Origin of the sequence: Gardnerella sp. KA00718, assembly GCF_049244285.1 — a bacterium.
GTDB lineage: Bacteria > Actinomycetota > Actinomycetes > Actinomycetales > Bifidobacteriaceae > Bifidobacterium > Bifidobacterium vaginale.
Genome location: NZ_CP058370.1, coordinates 632,972 through 648,361 on the forward strand (window position 1 = coordinate 632,972; position 15,390 = coordinate 648,361).

At 43.8% G+C, this 15,390-nt stretch carries 13 protein-coding genes; 12 read left to right on the top strand and 1 reads right to left on the bottom strand.

What is annotated here, in order from left to right; genetic code table 11:
- The first annotated feature begins 20 nt into the window (after positions 1-20).
- From HXT55_RS02470 to mltG, 10 genes are all read left to right on the top strand, one after another.
- Positions 21-1,232 (top strand): FtsX-like permease family protein, encoded by a 1,212-nt coding sequence (locus HXT55_RS02470; protein WP_004113385.1) that lies wholly within the window; start codon positions 21-23, stop codon positions 1,230-1,232.
- Between the two features lies 1 nt (position 1,233).
- Positions 1,234-2,019, top strand: a complete 786-nt coding sequence (locus HXT55_RS02475) for an ABC transporter ATP-binding protein (protein ID WP_009994906.1) — start codon at positions 1,234-1,236, stop codon at positions 2,017-2,019.
- A gap of 214 nt (positions 2,020-2,233) precedes the next feature.
- Positions 2,234-2,860 (top strand): 30S ribosomal protein S4, encoded by a 627-nt coding sequence (rpsD, locus tag HXT55_RS02480; protein ID WP_004113375.1) that lies wholly within the window; start codon positions 2,234-2,236, stop codon positions 2,858-2,860.
- 1,109 nt (positions 2,861-3,969) lie between these two features.
- Positions 3,970-5,364 (top strand): galactose-1-phosphate uridylyltransferase, encoded by a 1,395-nt coding sequence (galT, locus tag HXT55_RS02485; RefSeq protein WP_310648341.1) that lies wholly within the window; start codon positions 3,970-3,972, stop codon positions 5,362-5,364.
- A gap of 153 nt (positions 5,365-5,517) precedes the next feature.
- On the top strand, positions 5,518-6,192 hold the full coding sequence (locus tag HXT55_RS02490; protein WP_285067856.1) for a histidine phosphatase family protein: 675 nt from the start codon (positions 5,518-5,520) through the stop codon (positions 6,190-6,192).
- A gap of 160 nt (positions 6,193-6,352) precedes the next feature.
- On the top strand, positions 6,353-6,787 hold the full coding sequence (locus HXT55_RS02495; RefSeq protein WP_004113368.1) for a DUF948 domain-containing protein: 435 nt from the start codon (positions 6,353-6,355) through the stop codon (positions 6,785-6,787).
- Positions 6,787-7,026, top strand: a complete 240-nt coding sequence (locus HXT55_RS02500; RefSeq protein ID WP_004121066.1) for a hypothetical protein — start codon at positions 6,787-6,789, stop codon at positions 7,024-7,026. The genes HXT55_RS02495 and HXT55_RS02500 overlap by 1 nt, the downstream gene beginning before the upstream one ends.
- Positions 7,027-7,213: 187 nt before the next feature.
- Positions 7,214-9,898: an alanine--tRNA ligase gene (gene alaS / locus HXT55_RS02505; RefSeq protein WP_421792401.1), complete on the top strand. Its 2,685-nt coding sequence runs from the start codon at positions 7,214-7,216 to the stop codon at positions 9,896-9,898.
- Between the two features lie 58 nt (positions 9,899-9,956).
- Positions 9,957-10,427 carry a Holliday junction resolvase RuvX gene (ruvX, locus tag HXT55_RS02510; RefSeq protein ID WP_004113362.1) on the top strand — a complete coding sequence of 157 codons (471 nt, stop codon included), beginning with the start codon at positions 9,957-9,959 and terminating at the stop codon, positions 10,425-10,427.
- A gap of 98 nt (positions 10,428-10,525) precedes the next feature.
- On the top strand, positions 10,526-11,683 hold the full coding sequence (gene mltG / locus HXT55_RS02515) for an endolytic transglycosylase MltG (RefSeq protein ID WP_285070642.1): 1,158 nt from the start codon (positions 10,526-10,528) through the stop codon (positions 11,681-11,683).
- 37 nt (positions 11,684-11,720) lie between these two features.
- Here the strand turns inward: mltG and HXT55_RS02520 are convergent, their stop codons facing one another.
- Positions 11,721-12,251, bottom strand: coding sequence for a hypothetical protein (locus tag HXT55_RS02520; RefSeq protein WP_004574870.1), 531 nt, complete (start codon positions 12,249-12,251; stop codon positions 11,721-11,723).
- Positions 12,252-12,462: 211 nt separating this feature from the next.
- On the opposite strand from HXT55_RS02520, the gene aroC reads away from it, so the two are divergent.
- Both aroC and HXT55_RS02530 read left to right on the top strand, forming a co-directional pair.
- Positions 12,463-13,650: a chorismate synthase gene (aroC, locus tag HXT55_RS02525; RefSeq protein WP_421792404.1), complete on the top strand. Its 1,188-nt coding sequence runs from the start codon at positions 12,463-12,465 to the stop codon at positions 13,648-13,650.
- Positions 13,647-15,389, top strand: a complete 1,743-nt coding sequence (locus tag HXT55_RS02530; RefSeq protein WP_421792406.1) for a bifunctional shikimate kinase/3-dehydroquinate synthase — start codon at positions 13,647-13,649, stop codon at positions 15,387-15,389. Before aroC ends, HXT55_RS02530 begins: the two co-directional genes overlap by 4 nt.
- Position 15,390 lies beyond the last annotated feature (1 nt).

Here is a 15,390-nt window from a genome sequence, read left to right on the forward strand (position 1 = left end):
GCGCATCTAAGTAATTTACTATGCACACTATTACATTAAAGCGATTGCCGCTAGAAAACCTAAAGCAAAAGCCGCTTAGAACCGCCGCGTTAATTGTGGTTTCCGCGTGCTTAGCTGCAGTGTTTTTTGGCGGCTCGCTAATCTCCCTTAATCTTTCTAATGGTTTAAGTAGTATGCGCGCTCGCCTTGGCGCGGATATTATGGTTATTCCGCAAAACACTTACAATCGTGCGGAAGCGTTGCTAACTAATGGCGGATCGAGCACGTTTTACTTTACGAACAATATTGAGGATTTTGTGCGAAAATCAAAAGGCGTTGAAAAAGCAAGCGTACAAACTTACATATCTTCTCTATCTGCTGGATGCTGCGCAGAAAAGTTGCAAATCATAGGTTTTGACCCTACGAGTGACTTTGTAATCGCGCCATGGATTTATTCGCAACACAAAAGCGAGCTTAAAAAAGGGCAGATGATTGCAGGCGCAAACGTGCTTGTGTCTTACAAAAACACGGTTCGCTTGTATGGGCACGAATGGCCGATTGTTGCGCAACTTGCTAAAACGGGCACTAGCCTAGACAACTCAGTGTTTGTAAACAGAGACACGATTCCAGCGGTTATTAAATATTCTTCTAAAGTTGGGCACACTGCGATTCCTGCAAAATACGCGCGCAAGGCAGTTAGCGCTGTTCTTGTAAAAGTGAGCAAGGGTTTTAGCGCTCAAAAAGTTGCGGAAAATATTCGTAAAACTAGCGGAATTAAAAGCCTTGGAGTTGTCTTTCCAGGCGGAATTACCGAGCAGACTAAAAAGAGCTTAGAGGTGCTAAATAAGGCGATTTTTCTTGGCATTCTTGCGTTTTGGCTTGTGGGTGTGTTGATTCTTGTGTGCGTTTTTGCGTCTTCTACATCGGAGCGCAAGAGGGAATTTGCTTCATTGAGGATTCTTGGTGCAAATAGGCGCATGCTTCTAAAGATGGTTGCGCGTGAATCGTCTGCGATTGGTTTTGGCGGAGGCGTGATTGGCGTTGCTTTTGCTTCGCTTATTTTGTTCCCATATAATGTTGTTATTTCTCAACAGTTGCAACTGCCGTACTTGGAGTCGAATGTTTGGTTTGTGTGCTCGCTTGCGGTAGTTTCCGTAGCGTTTTCGCTCGCTAGTGTTTTGGTAACTTCTGCGATTATTGTGGGGCGAATCGCAAGCAGGGAAGCGTATTTGACTTTAAGAGATGGCGAATAAAATGGCGAATAAAGTTGTTAGTAACGATTTAGTAGTAAATCTTAAAAATGTCACTCGCGAATTTAAACGCAAAAATAGGAAGTTTATTGCTGTAGACAATGTTAATTTTTCGCTTAAAGCTGGCGACTTTGTTGCGATTGTGGGCAAGTCTGGCAATGGAAAATCTACTCTTTTAAACATGATTGCAGGTCTTTTAAAGCCGACGCGTGGAAACGTTACGATTTTTGGATGCAATATTTCACTGCCTTCTATAAGCGACGAGCAAATTTCTGCGATTCGCGCAAAAAACATTGGTTTTGTTACGCAATCGCAGACGCTGCTTGCTAATTTGAATGTGATAAATAACGTTATTTTGCCTGTTAAGATTTTTGATGCTTCTTCTAAGCGAATAGGCGATTCAGCGGAAAAACTTCATCCAGAAGATTGTGTGAATGTGACTTCCTTCGCTATGGATTTGCTTAAGCGACTTAACGTGGACGATCTTGCGCATTGTTATCCACGTGAGCTTTCTGGCGGAGAAATGAGACGCGTTATGATTGCGCGCTCTTTGATTAACAACCCACGTTTACTGCTGTTGGATGAGCCTACGGGCGATTTGGATTCGCAAAACACTCAAACTGTGGTGTCTCTGCTGCGCGATTGTGCGGATTCTGGCGCGGCTGTTTTAGTCGTTACTCACGATGAATCGGTTGCTGCAAGCGCTAACAGTGTTTACACAATGGACTCTGGCATACTTCGTGCAAAAGATGACGTTGATGTGAGCGCGAGTATCTACGGCGCGGAGTAGTATAAGGAACGATGCCTATTTTTTGTAGGCATTATCTGGAGCCTTAGCCCATCAGTGGGTCGGCGCGCAAGAATTATGGCGTTATTTCAGCGTTTTAATGCTTTCGCGTTCGTGTGTTAGCACGAAGAAGCACTGGAGAGGCCGGCTCAGCGTGAACAATCGTAAATGTTTGGTTCACGTTCCGTTCAGATAACGACAGAATAAAGGATTAGTAATGACTAATATTCAGCGTTCTCGCCGTCAGGTGCGTCTTTCTCGCGCCCTCGGCATCGCTTTGACCCCAAAGGCTCAGCGTATTTTCGAGAAGCGTCCATATGCTCCAGGTGAGCACGGCCGCACTCGTCGTCGTACCGAGTCCGATTACGCAGTACGTCTTCGCGAGAAGCAGCGTCTTCGCGCTCAGTACGGTCTTTCCGAGAAGCAGCTTCGTGCAGCTTACGAAAAGGGTACGCACACTGCAGGTCAGACTGGTGACGCAATGCTCACCGATTTGGAAACCCGTCTTGACGCTTTAGTTTTGCGCGCAGGCTTTGCTCGCACAACCGCTCAGGCTCGCCAGTTTGTTGTGCATCGTCACATTTTGGTAGATGGCAATCTTGTTGATCGCCCATCCTACCGTGTTAAGCCAGGCCAGACCATTCAGGTTCGCGCTAAGAGCCAGACAATGGTGCCATTCCAGATGGCTGCTGAAGGCGTTCATCGTGACGTTTTGCCAGCAGTTCCTGGTTACCTCGATGTGAATCTTGCCTCTTTGAAGGCTACTTTGACTCGTAAGCCGGAAGTCGATCAGATTCCAGTTGAAGTCAACATCCAGTACGTCGTCGAGTACTACGCTCGCTAAATTCTGGATTTCATTCTTAAGGACATACCGCTTGACCCCTGCTGTGCATTGCATAGTGGGGGTCAATGCGTTTTATTTGCTATTCTTCCCGTGTTTTGTAGTTCTGATTGGTGTGTTGGACTACAAAGTGCGGAAGTTTTTCCGCATTTTGTTGTTCAACACGCTGTTTAGAGCTACAAAGTGCGGAAAATACTGCACGAATCGTAGTGCATTTGTATAAAATCAGTATGAACTACGTAAAAGTTGGTTACATGTTGGTGCACATTAACTTTTGTTTGGGATTAGTCGCCAGCAACCGTACATTTTGTAACAAAACAGTTTAATAAAAAAACAAAATCATATATAATTATTCACAATAATATTCGTTATATTACAAAATATAACATTCTGCGAGTGTTGAATCAGAAAATATATAATAGATAACTGAGCGTCTAGTAAGCGTTGTAAGTAAGAAGATACAAGAATAAGAAGTTATACGAAAATAAAAGAAGATAAAGAAGAATAAAGAGACGATGGAGTCAAAGATGTCTCAAATTAGCAATGAAGAAGATGTGAAAGCGGTGCAAGAAGCACAGCAATATATGACTGCGCACAACGCACAGTATGCAGAAGATGCAGAAGATGTAAGAGACGCAAAAGACGTGTTAAGCAATAACGTTTTTGAAGGGGATGATTTTGTGGAAAAGCCTAAAAAAGTTGCAGGACTTCACAATATTCCAACAACAGCTGGTTTCGCTGGTCCTGGTGGTGGATTTGAAGGTGGCGCTGCAGCAGGATTTGAAATTGATGAAGACGGCACTACGCATAAGAAGGCAGATGAGCGTCAAGTTGAAAAAAGCTTGGAAGACACAGATGCTTTTGATGCAATAGACATTAATGCAATTCGCGCTAGGAACAAGGCTGGCGGCGCAAACCACTCGGTTATTAACAAAATAACCAGCACGGGTGTTGGAGATTCTTCGCTGAGTAGTCTTGTAGCTCAAGCAGAAGAAGAGGCGGCTGAAAACGTGCAGTCTGCGCAATCCACTATGCATTCGGACTCATACCAAGGATTACAGTCACCAATGCATTCTTCGATAGGAGATAATTCCTTCTACCAAACGCAACAAATTCCGACTGTTCAAACTCCTATTCGAGATTTCGGTGGAGAGTATCCGTATAAGTTGTATCGTCCAGGAACATACGCACGTGAGCATATTCGTATTACGGCAACAAAGCTTTCCGACGGTCGTGACTTTTTCTACATCGACGACAACCCAGAATATGTTAGCGGGCACAAAACAAGGGAGCTGATCGACCCTAGAAAGTTGGCGTATCGCTTTACATCTCATTTTGATAGCGAAGGTAATGAGGTTCCTAGCGAAGTTCCGCAAATGCGTCAGGATCCGCTTACAGGAGACTGGATTCCTATGTCTAGGCTGTGGGCAAAACGACCAGCCCCTGTTCTTAGAGAGAGTTCAAATAGTGATAGCTTAAATAGTGATAGTAATCAGCAATCAAGAATCGACCCATTCGCTGGTAGAAAGCCAGAATCTGAGTATCAAGATGGTGAAATTCCAGACGAAGACTACGACGTTGTTGTTTTTGAAAACCGTTATCCAGCTATGGCTCAGGTTGCAGGAGTGCCAAACACAACAACCTACGTTGACGGCAATCCGCTGTGGAAGCAGGCTCCTGCAGCTGGTCGTTGTGAGGTGATTTGCTTTAGTTCCAACGAAAACATGCTTCCAGCTAATCTTTCTGTTTTGCGCATGCGTACGATTGTTGAAGCCTGGGCGTTTAGAACCGCGGAAATTAGCCAAATTGATGGCATTAAGCAGATTTATCCTTTTGAAAATCACGGCAGCCAAATTGGTGTGACTTTGAATCATCCTCACGGTCAGATTTACGCTTATCCGTTTATTGCTCCTAGATTGGAGCAGGAGTTGCGCCACACGGAGGCTTATTTTGAGCGCACTGGCAGTAATCTTCTTAAGGATTTGATGAATTCGGAGATTGAGGCTAAAAAGCGTGTGATTATGCATAATCATAGTTGGGTTGCGTATGTTCCAGCAGCAGCGCGTTGGCCTCTAGAAGTGCATGTTGCTCCTGTTCGTGATGTTCTTACTTTGGATCAGCTTGACGACCAAGAGCGTTGGGATTTGGCACAAATTTATATAACACTTCTTAGACGTGCTAATAAGTTCTTTGGTTTTAATGGCGACTCTAGTACTAAATCGTTTGCAGGTTCGGCTGCTTTCGACTTATCTTCTGGTATTAGTGCTGCAAATTCTAGCGAATTTGTTGATTTGCCTTATGTTGCAGCATGGCATCAGGCTCCTGTGCATGATTCTCGTCGTGCGCATTATCGTCTTAATTTACAATTCTTCTCGTTTATGCGAGATGCTAACAAAATCAAGTATTTGGCTGGGTCGGAAGCTGGGATGGCATCTTGGATTTCTGATACAACGCCAGAGCTGATTGCAAGTAGGTTCCAAGAATTAGGCGATGTTGATTTAGATTAGTCTGACCTGTATTAGTCTGATTAAACAAATAACAAAGTCAATTTGTGTGAAGCACTGTGTGAAGCATTGTTTAAAGCATTGTATAAAGCATTGTATAAAGCATTGTATAAAACATTGTGTAGAACAATTTATTAAAAGTGAGATGATTAAGTTATGTTGCTGCATCTTTATTTAGTTCGTCATGGTCAAACCATGTTTAATTGCTACAATCGTCTTCAAGGTTGGTCAAATTCTCCTCTTACCGATAAAGGACTTGCAGACGCAGATCGTGCAGCAGAAAAATTAGCTAATGTCATTTTTGCTGCAGCATATTGTTCAGATACAACTCGTGCTCAAATCACTGCTGAGCGTATTTTAAGCGAAAACGAAAAACACACTCATGCTCGACCACAACTCATAAGCGATATGCATTTTCGTGAGCAATGCTACGGATATTTTGAAGGACAAGACATGAATATGGCTTGGTGGGCAGCAGGTGCTCCTCACGGAGCAAAAACATATAATGAAATCGTTGAAAAGTTTGGGCTTTCGGCTACCCGAGATATGCTCAAAGAGGCGGATCCATTCCACGATGCTGAGTCGGATATTGAGTATTGGAAGCGTGTTGAGGGCGGTTTTAAAATAATCGCCAGCAATCCAGTGTTAAAAGATGGAGATAGTGTTTTGCAAATATCTCACGGGAACACGCTTTTAAGTCTTATGCATCGTTTTGCGCCTGCTGGTTACGATTTGAGTGAGCGTCCGCAAAATGGTAGTGTGACTCGTTTAGATTTTGACACTTCTAAGCCGCTTGATCAGGCTATAACTATTAAGGGTTACAACGAGTAGATCGTACTGTAAATCTACTTTTATATATTGATATATTAGTGTTGATATATTAAGAAAGATATGTGTTAGTGGTTTACTCGAAGAGTCTTGACTCTTCGTTAATCTTTTAAATACATTGCGTGGGTTGGTCGCGCGTAAAAACAGCAGGAAAGAGGTTACGATGAGCGTTGGAGACATAGCTGCTCTAATTGCCGCGATTTCGTTTGCGGTTCTTTCTGGTTTTATGATTTATCCTCTGATTAGGTTGGGTAAGATGTTTAATCAGATTGCTCAAACCGTTAAGGAATCAGGTGAACATGCTTTGCCTGCTATTGATGAGTCTGTTACTACAGTAAAGCAAGTAAACAAAACCTTAGAAGATGTTAATGCTGTTACGGATGCTGCTCGCACCACTGCGACTAATGTTGGTGCTCTTACAGATTTGTATGGTGCTTTTCTTGGAAAACCTATTATTAAGATTGCTGCAGCTGGATATGCTCTTAAGGACACTATTAACGCGTTCTTCAATAAGCCTACAGTTCCAACGGATTTTTCAGAATCTTCTGCACGCCACGCAGCTAATTCTGGTGAGTCGAGTGAGTCTAAGGGGGAGTGATGTTTAAGCGTTTATTCTGGCTTTGCATAGGAATAGTAATAGGCGTGATGTCTGTTACTAAGGCTCGCGCTTATATTAAAGGAAAATTCCCAGAAAGTGTTGGAGATTTTTTCTTTGATAAAGATCCGAAGAATCTTACTTTAACCACGATTTTGTCTTTATTTAAGGATTTTAATTCCAGCAGAAAAACTCACGAGTCGCAGCTTAATTCTAAGTATGCTAATAAGTATGCTAAATAAAATAAGCTTGCTAATAAGTCTTGAAAGTTTTTTATAACTAAAGTTTTTATAGGTAAAGTTTTATAATCAAAAATTGGTCTTGCAGATTAATCATTCTGCGACTCGCGCCTTAAAGCATGATGGTATGATATTCTTTTGTGCCGCCCTGTTGCATGGCGTTTTAATATAACACAAGGAGTTCGTACCTATGCGCACAGCAGAAATTGCAAAGCGTTATCTTGACTACTTTGGTAATCATGGTCATATGGTCGTGCCTTCAGCATCGCTGATTTCACCAAATCCAACGACGCTTTTCACGATTGCAGGCATGGTTCCATTCATACCTTATCTTTTGGGAGAGCAAACGCCTCCTTCTCGCAGAATGACGTCTAACCAGAAGTGCGTTCGTACTCTTGATATTGACGAAGTCGGCAAGACTACTCGTCACGGCACGTTCTTCCAGATGGTTGGTAACTTCTCGTTTGGTGATTATTTTAAGGAAGAAGCTATTCACTACGCTTGGGAGCTTTTAACAACTCCGCAAGATAAGGGCGGATACGGATTTGACCCGGAAAAGCTTTGGGTAACTACTTATACTGACGATGATGAAGCTCGCGCAATTTGGAAGAACGAAGGCTTCGACCCAGAGCACATGCAAGTTTTCGGCATGGAAGATAACTTCTGGACTACTGGTGGCCCTGGCCCTGGCGGCCCATGCTCCGAGATTTACGTTGATCGCGGCCCAGAATACGGTAAGGATGGCGGTCCTGCTGCTGATGAATCTCGTTTCATTGAGATTTGGGATTTGGTCTTCGAAAACTTCCAGGTAGATAACGTCAAGTCCAAGACTGATTTGCATATTGTTGGTGAGCTTGACCAGAAGAATATCGATACCGGCGCTGGTTTGGAGCGTTTGGCTTACCTTATGCAAGGTAAGGAAAATATTTACGAAACAGACGAAGTTTACCCAGTTATTGAAGCGGCAGAAAAGCTTAGCGGCGTAAAGTACGGCGATAATAATGATGCTGACGTGCGTTTCCGCGTTGTAGCAGATCACGTGCGTTCCGCTTTGATGATTATGAGTGATGGTGTGCGCCCAAGTAACGTTGGACGCGGATACGTGCTTCGTCGTCTTCTTCGCAGAACTGTTCGCGCAATGCGCATGCTCGGCGTTCAGGACCCAGTACTTCCAACCTTGTTCCCAGTTTCTAAGGCTGCAATGGAACCAAGCTACCCAGAGCTTAACAACACTTTCCACGAGGTTAGCGAAGCTGCATATGGTGAAGAAGACGCGTTCCGCAGAACTCTTGAAAAGGGCACAACTATTCTTGACTTGGCTGTTGAAAAAGCTAAGAAAGAACACAAGGATGACCCTATTGTTGGTGGTTCCGACGCATTTACTTTGCATGATACTTACGGCTTCCCAATCGAGTTGACTTTGGAGATGGCTGCTGAGCAGGGTGTTAAGGTTGATGAAGCTAAGTTCCGCGAGCTTATGAGCGAGCAGAAAGGTCGCGCTCGCGCGGATGCTTTGAAGAAGCGTCACAATGTGGATGTTAGCGTTTACGACGACATTAAGAAGGAGCTTGAAAAGCCAATCGACTTCCTCGGTTACACTGACTTCTCCAGCCGTTCAAACGTTTTAGCAATTGTTGAAGCCGGTAAGGGTGCTGTTAAAAGCGTTAGCGCTCCTGCAAACGTTGAAGTTATTCTTGATCGCACGCCATTCTATGCTGAGCGCGGTGGTCAGATTGCTGATCAGGGTGAGATTATTTCCGACGACGGCGCAATTTTGGAAGTTGACGACGTTCAGCGACCAATCAAGGATTTGATTGTTCACAGCTGCCGACTTACTGAAGGTACTCTTAGTGTTGGTGCTCCAGTAAACACCAATATTGACCAGGTTCGCAGGGCTGCTTTGGCTCGAAGCCACACCGCTACTCACACTCTTCACAAAGCTTTGCGCGAAGAGCTTGGTCCACAGGCAACTCAGCGCGGTTCTGTAGTTGATCCAGACCGCTTGCGCTTTGACTTCCAGTGGCCAAAGGCTGTTGATAAAGATGCGCTGCTCCGTGTAGAAGCTCGCGTAAACGAGCGTATTCGTGACGATTTGCAGGTTGTTCCAAAGGAAATGCCAATCGATGACGCTTTCAAGCTTGGAGCAATGCACTTGTTCGGCGAAAAGTACGGCGATATTGTGCGAGTTGTTGAGATTGGCGACGGTTGGAGCCGCGAGCTTTGCGGTGGTACTCACGCTAAGAGCACTGGAAAGATTGGTATGGTAACCATTCTTTCGGAATCTTCCATTGGCTCTGGTGTACGCCGTATTGATGCATTGTGCGGCGAAGAGGCGTATGAATATGGTGCTCGTGAGCACGCTTTGGTGGCGCAACTTGCTGGCATGGTTAATGCACGCCCAGATGAGTTAGCTGAGCGCTTGGAGTCTTTGCTCAACAAGATGAAGGATTCAGACCGCAAGCTTTCTTCGGTGTATGAGTCTCAGCTTAATGATGCTGTTCCAGAATTGGTTGAGGCGGCTAAACAAAGTGGCGCAACGGTTAAGCTTGCTGTAAAGAATGTTGGAAACTTTGGTTCCTTCGATGCATTGCGCAAAACAACACTTGATGTTCGTTCTCGCTTAGGTGAGGATGCTCCTGTGATTGTGGCGCTGTGTGGCGTGAATGAGGAGGATCGTCCAATGGTGGCGGTGGCGACTAACGACGCCGCACGTGGTCTTGGTGCTAAGGCTGGCGATCTTGTTCGTACTGCTTCCAAGGTGCTTGGTGGCGGTGGCGGCGGAAAGCCAGACTTTGCTCAAGGCGGCGGCACAGACGCTTCTAAGATTGACGAAGCGCTTGAGGCTGTTAAGAGCGAAGTGGCTAAGCTCGACTAGTGCGTAGCTACACGCTTAAAACAAAACGATGCGATCTTTACCAAAAGCGGCACAAAAAATGGTGTGGTTAGGTATTGATTTAGGTGACGCAAGGGTCGGAACAGCTCTTTCCGACCCTGAGCTCACTTTCGCTCATCCTGCCGGGAATGTTCAATCCTATGGTGATTCGTTTAATGCGATTGAAGATGTTTTAAACATTATCGAAGATAATAGTGTTAGTCGTGTTGTAATAGGTCTTCCTTTGCAATTAGACGGAACTGAAGGAAAATCTGCTAAAAAAGCGCGTCGTTGGGGTACTAATTTAGTCAAAAGAATGAAGTCGCTTTTTGATTATGGAGATTGGTCTCTCGATTTTATTCCAGAAGTTGTTTGGAAAGATGAGAGACTAACAACTGTTACGGCGCATAAACAACTGTTAGATGCAGATTTTTCTACTAGGAAGCATCGTCCTATGGTTGATCAGCAGTCAGCAGTGTTAATTTTGCAATCTGCGATTGACGATTATAAGAATGATTGCAAAAATAATTAAAGCAGACAATAGCTACGACAATATTGTGAAATAATGTTATTCTGAAATAATGTCACTGTGAAATAGTAACCAGCAGTCCAAGCGGGAGGAAGCGTTTAATGACTGAGAATATCGACGATTTTTTCGATCGAAACGCTAAGTGGAGTCACGAAACTCCTAATCCACCTGTGCCTCCAAAATCGCGCAAAGATTTAAAAGCACAAAAACGACGTAAAAGTAAGAGAAAACGTATAATAGCGTTTATTCTTACGCTAATTTTTGCAATACTATTTGTTCTTGGATATGGCTTATATAGGGTTGCGGTTTACATAAAAACCAACAATCAGTCTACGATTATGGACGATTGGCCAGGACCTGGAAACGGATTCGTTGAGTTTACGATAGAGCCAGGTCAAGGATCTGTAGAAGTTGGGAACAATCTTGTTAAAGCGCAAGTTGTAAAGTCACAATCCACTTTTTCTAATATTGTTGCTGCGAACAACAAGATTTTATACCCAGGAATTTATGCGCTCAAAAAGCATATGAACTCAATTGATGTTGTAAATATTCTTTCAGATCAAAGTAAAGCAGGCGGATTCTTAGACGTTAAAGCAGGAGAACGATCAACAGACGTTATTCGTAAGGCTGCACAAATCTCTGGAATTGACATTGCTCAATTTAACGCGATTCAAAAAACAGACGGAGCGGGGATTTTGCCGCCAGAAGCAGGTGGAAGTTTTGAAGGATGGTTGGAGCCTGGAGTTTACAACGTAAAATCCATGAAATCTGCTACTAAAATACTTGCCAAAATGGTAGATAAGCGTATTCAGAAACTTGATTCATTGGGAGTTCCTAAAGGAAAACTGCGTCAAGATATTCTCAAAATTGCGTCTATTGCGGAAGCGGAAGTAAATAATCGTGAATACTATGGTAAAGTTTCGCGCGTAATATTAAACCGTTTAGCTAAAGACATGCCTTTGGGAATGGACACTACGGTTGCTTACGGTATTGGAATTAAGGCAATTAACCTTACGCAAACACAATTAGATGATGCAAGTAATCCATACAACACTAGGATTCGCAAAGGATTGCCGCCTACTCCTATAAGTATTCCTGGAGATAATGCTATTCTGGCTTCGCTTAATCCAGAAAAAGGATCATGGATTTATTTTGTTACCACTAACTTAAAGACCGGCGAAACTAAGTTTGCGGATAACTACGATGATTTCTTGAAGATTCGCGACGAGTATAAGCGTTCTAACGAAAACGCCAACTAGCTGTTCGGTTTTCTTTGCTTGTTGTTGCGCAATCGCACTACAGACTTAATGAGCAACAGAAACCGCAAAACATAACGGCGATTATGGAAGATGCAGCTAATACGGGTACGAACGGGATTTTATTTTGCTCATTTTGCACAAGATGCACGCGGAAAAATCGCAAGCAGACTTTAGAGCAGATTTTCCACACTAAAATCCAAATTAATCCAAATATTCCAACTAATGCAAACCAGTAGATTATGCAATCAAATCCAAATAGCGCCAAAGCTTGAGCAATCATAGAAGCGCACGTAACATCGCCAAATCCAAGTGCTCCGCGCACACAAAGTTTTTGCGTCAAAACGTAGATTGCAAAAACTGTTACTGCACAAAGCCATCCGCGCAAAAGAAAATTAACATTATGAAAAGTAATAAGCGAAAAAATAAGGTTTGCTGCAGATTGTGCAAAAGCAGCTAGTAGAACCCAAAGTCTAGGCACAACGCGGTTTACTAAATCCGTTGCGCACAGTGCAATCGTGCATACAAGCGTTGGTGTTGCAAATAAACACGCTATAATAAACTGACTCATTTGATTATGCTAAATAAGCGAAAATTGCATTGCAACAAATTTTACTCAATGTGGTTAAAGGCTTTTTGCGATTTATTTCATAGATTATTAGCAATACTTAGTTGTTAGTAAAATAAAGAATTTAGAATCTAGTATTGATTTAAAATAAAGTACAGTATTAAGTGCAAGAAGTATAACAATAAATATAACGCACAACGCGATTGGAGAAGGCATGCTTAGATGGCAAACGGCAGGGGAGTCGCATGGTGAAGCACTGGTGGCAATGATTGAAGGCGTGCCAGCAGGAGTTAAGATTACTAGCGCAGACATTGTTTCTGCTCTTGCGCGTAGACGACTTGGATATGGTCGCGGAGCGCGAATGAAGTTTGAGCAAGACAAAGTGCGTTTGCTTACAGGCGTTCGCCACGGTGTTACTCTTGGGTCTCCAATTGCTATAGAAATCGCAAATAGTGAGTGGCCAAAATGGGTGGAAGTGATGAGCGCGGATCCTTTGGATCATGAGCTTGAGCGAACTGGTAGAAATGCTATTTTAAGCCGCCCTCGCCCAGGGCATGCGGATTTAACGGGCATGCGAAAGTATGGTTTTAATGATTCTCGCGAGGTTTTGGAGCGTTCGAGCGCGAGGGAAACGGCTTCTCGCGTGGCTTTAGGTGCTGTGGCTGATGCGTTTTTGCAGCAGGCGTTGGGTGTGCGAACAGTTGCGCATGTTATTGGAATTGGCGGCGAATATGCTAACAAAAGTTTACCCCTGCCAACACCAGACGATGTTGATGCGTTGGATGCGTCGCCAGTTCGTACTCTAGATAAAGATGCCGAAGCTCGCATGGTTGCTCGCATTGATGAAGCAAAAGCCAATGCGGATACGCTTGGAGGCGTAGTGGAGGTGCTTGCTTATGGTATGCCTGCTGGAGTTGGAACGTATGTAGAGTCGGATCGCCGTTTGGATGCGGCTTTAGCAGGCGCGCTTATGGGAATCCAAGCTATTAAAGGCGTGGAAATTGGAGACGGTTTCGAAGAAGCAAATCGCCCTGGCTCGGTTGCTCACGACGAAATCGTAACAGGCGAAGATGGCAAAATCACGCGACTTAGTAATCGTGCTGGTGGCATTGAAGGTGGAATGTCAAATGGTGAGACGATTCGTGTGCGCGCTGCAATGAAGCCAATTCCGTCCATTCCTCGCGCATTACGCACTGTAGATGTGCTTACTGGCAAGCCAGCTCAAGCGATTAATCAGCGCTCCGATTTTACGGCAGTTCCAGCCGCTTCAGTAGTTGCAGAAGCAATGGTTCGATTAACGCTTGCAAAGTATGCGTTAGAAAAGTTTGGTGGAGATTCGCTAGAAGAAACCGCTAGAAATGCTATAAATTACGTTCAATCTTGGAAAGAGCATATGAGATGAGCGAAGAAGATTCTTTGCATGATTCCTTGCCAGATTCGCTTAGAGATTCTTTGAAAGACATTTCGCAAGATGTATCGCAAACTCAAATGCCGTTAGCCGTTATAATCGGCATGCCTGCAGCTGGAAAAACGCGTGTTGGCAAGGAATTAGCGCATATTTTGAATGTTCCTTTTATAGATACAGACGATTTAATTGAGCAAAAAATCAATATGCCGATTGCTCAATATTTTAAGGATTTTGGCGAAGAGTCTTTTAGAGATATTGAAACTCAAATTGTTAGAGATGCTATTTTCCCAGATTTTGAGCAATCCGCCCCAATAGTCGCCCTAGGTGGCGGTGCTCCAATGCGTAAGGAGACGCAAGATGTCTTAAGAAAATATACAAAGCTAGGCGGTCGTGTTGTGTATTTGCAAGTAAATGCAAGTGATGCAATTGAGCGCGTAAGCTGGAATTCTAATCGTCCTATGTTAAGCGGCGAAGATGGCGCAAAACGATGGATGGATTTGTTTGATAAGCGTGATCCTGTGTTTTGCAAAGTGGCGAATTTACACGCTCGCGTTTACGGATTAACGCCAAAACCTGCCGCAAGAAAGGTAAAAGATATGATTATGCAACGAATCGTTCATGTAGATGGTAAAGGTATTGAAGATTACGATGTTCATATTGGCGCAGGCGCTATGAGTCTTTTACCTCAAATGCTTGGAAAACAGCCTGTTCGAGTAGCTTTAATTCACACTCAGCCTGTTCAAAGACATAGCGATAAAGCAAGATCTATTTTGCGCGCAGCTGGCTACGATGTTTTCGATATTCTTATTCCAGACGCAGAGGCTGGTAAAACTGTTAAGGTTGCGGATTTTGTGTGGTCGCGCCTTGCAAACGCTGGTTTTACGCGTTCAGACGCGATTGTTGGCTTGGGTGGTGGAGCGGCTACGGATTTAGCTGGATTTGTTGCTTCTACTTGGATGCGTGGAATCCGCTACGTAAATTGCCCGACTTCGCTTCTTGCAATGGTAGACGCTTCGACTGGAGGGAAAACTGGTGTAAATACTGCAGCTGGCAAGAATTTGGTTGGTAGTTTTTACACTCCTGCTGGCGTTTTGGCAGATACTTGCGCGTTTTCTACTCTTCCTAACGATATTTTTGTTGAAGGACTTGGAGAAGTTGCAAAATCAGGGTTTATTGGCGATTCTAGCATCTTAAAAATTCTGGAAGATCCTCAAAATGCTAGCAAGTTGCGCTCTGTTGATGGTCCTTCTATTTTAGACGATGCAGATTTAAATGATATGGTTTGCGATCTAATAGAAAAAAGCGTGCGCGTTAAGGCATACCACGTTTCTAACGACTTAAAAGAACAAGGTTTGCGCGAGTTTTTGAATTATGGGCATACTTTAGGGCATGCGATTGAGCAAATCGAGCATTTTTCTTGGCGTCATGGAAACGCGGTTGCTGTGGGAATGGTTTTTGCGGCGAGCCTTGCGCAAATTTTGGGCTATTTAAGTCCAGAAGACGTTGAGTATCATCGTTCACTTTTGAAATCACTTGGATTGCCAATATCTTGGAATGGCGGCGGCAGCAGTGACGATGCTTTTAATAAGGTTCTTGATTTGATGCATAAAGATAAAAAAGCTAGAGGCAACACCTTACGATTTGTTGTTTTAGACGGGATTGGAAACCCGATTCACTTAGATAATCCGCCGCTGGAGGCGATTCGAGATGCGTTTAATAAGATTAGAGGTTAGA

What these genes read in the sequence shown, in the direction of transcription:
- alaS (WP_421792401.1), top strand. Translation starts at nt 7,214, where the DNA reads ATGCGCACAGCAGAAATTGCAAAGCGTTATCTTGACTACTTTGGTAAT.
- HXT55_RS02470 (WP_004113385.1), top strand. Translation starts at nt 21, where the DNA reads ATGCACACTATTACATTAAAGCGATTGCCGCTAGAAAACCTAAAGCAA.
- rpsD (WP_004113375.1), top strand. Translation starts at nt 2,234, where the DNA reads ATGACTAATATTCAGCGTTCTCGCCGTCAGGTGCGTCTTTCTCGCGCC.
- HXT55_RS02495 (WP_004113368.1), top strand. Translation starts at nt 6,353, where the DNA reads ATGAGCGTTGGAGACATAGCTGCTCTAATTGCCGCGATTTCGTTTGCG.
- ruvX (WP_004113362.1), top strand. Translation starts at nt 9,957, where the DNA reads ATGGTGTGGTTAGGTATTGATTTAGGTGACGCAAGGGTCGGAACAGCT.
- HXT55_RS02530 (WP_421792406.1), top strand. Translation starts at nt 13,647, where the DNA reads ATGAGCGAAGAAGATTCTTTGCATGATTCCTTGCCAGATTCGCTTAGA.
- HXT55_RS02475 (WP_009994906.1), top strand. Translation starts at nt 1,234, where the DNA reads ATGGCGAATAAAGTTGTTAGTAACGATTTAGTAGTAAATCTTAAAAAT.
- HXT55_RS02490 (WP_285067856.1), top strand. Translation starts at nt 5,518, where the DNA reads ATGTTGCTGCATCTTTATTTAGTTCGTCATGGTCAAACCATGTTTAAT.
- HXT55_RS02520 (WP_004574870.1), bottom strand. Translation starts at nt 12,251, where the DNA reads ATGAGTCAGTTTATTATAGCGTGTTTATTTGCAACACCAACGCTTGTA.
- mltG (WP_285070642.1), top strand. Translation starts at nt 10,526, where the DNA reads ATGACTGAGAATATCGACGATTTTTTCGATCGAAACGCTAAGTGGAGT.
- HXT55_RS02500 (WP_004121066.1), top strand. Translation starts at nt 6,787, where the DNA reads ATGTTTAAGCGTTTATTCTGGCTTTGCATAGGAATAGTAATAGGCGTG.
- aroC (WP_421792404.1), top strand. Translation starts at nt 12,463, where the DNA reads ATGCTTAGATGGCAAACGGCAGGGGAGTCGCATGGTGAAGCACTGGTG.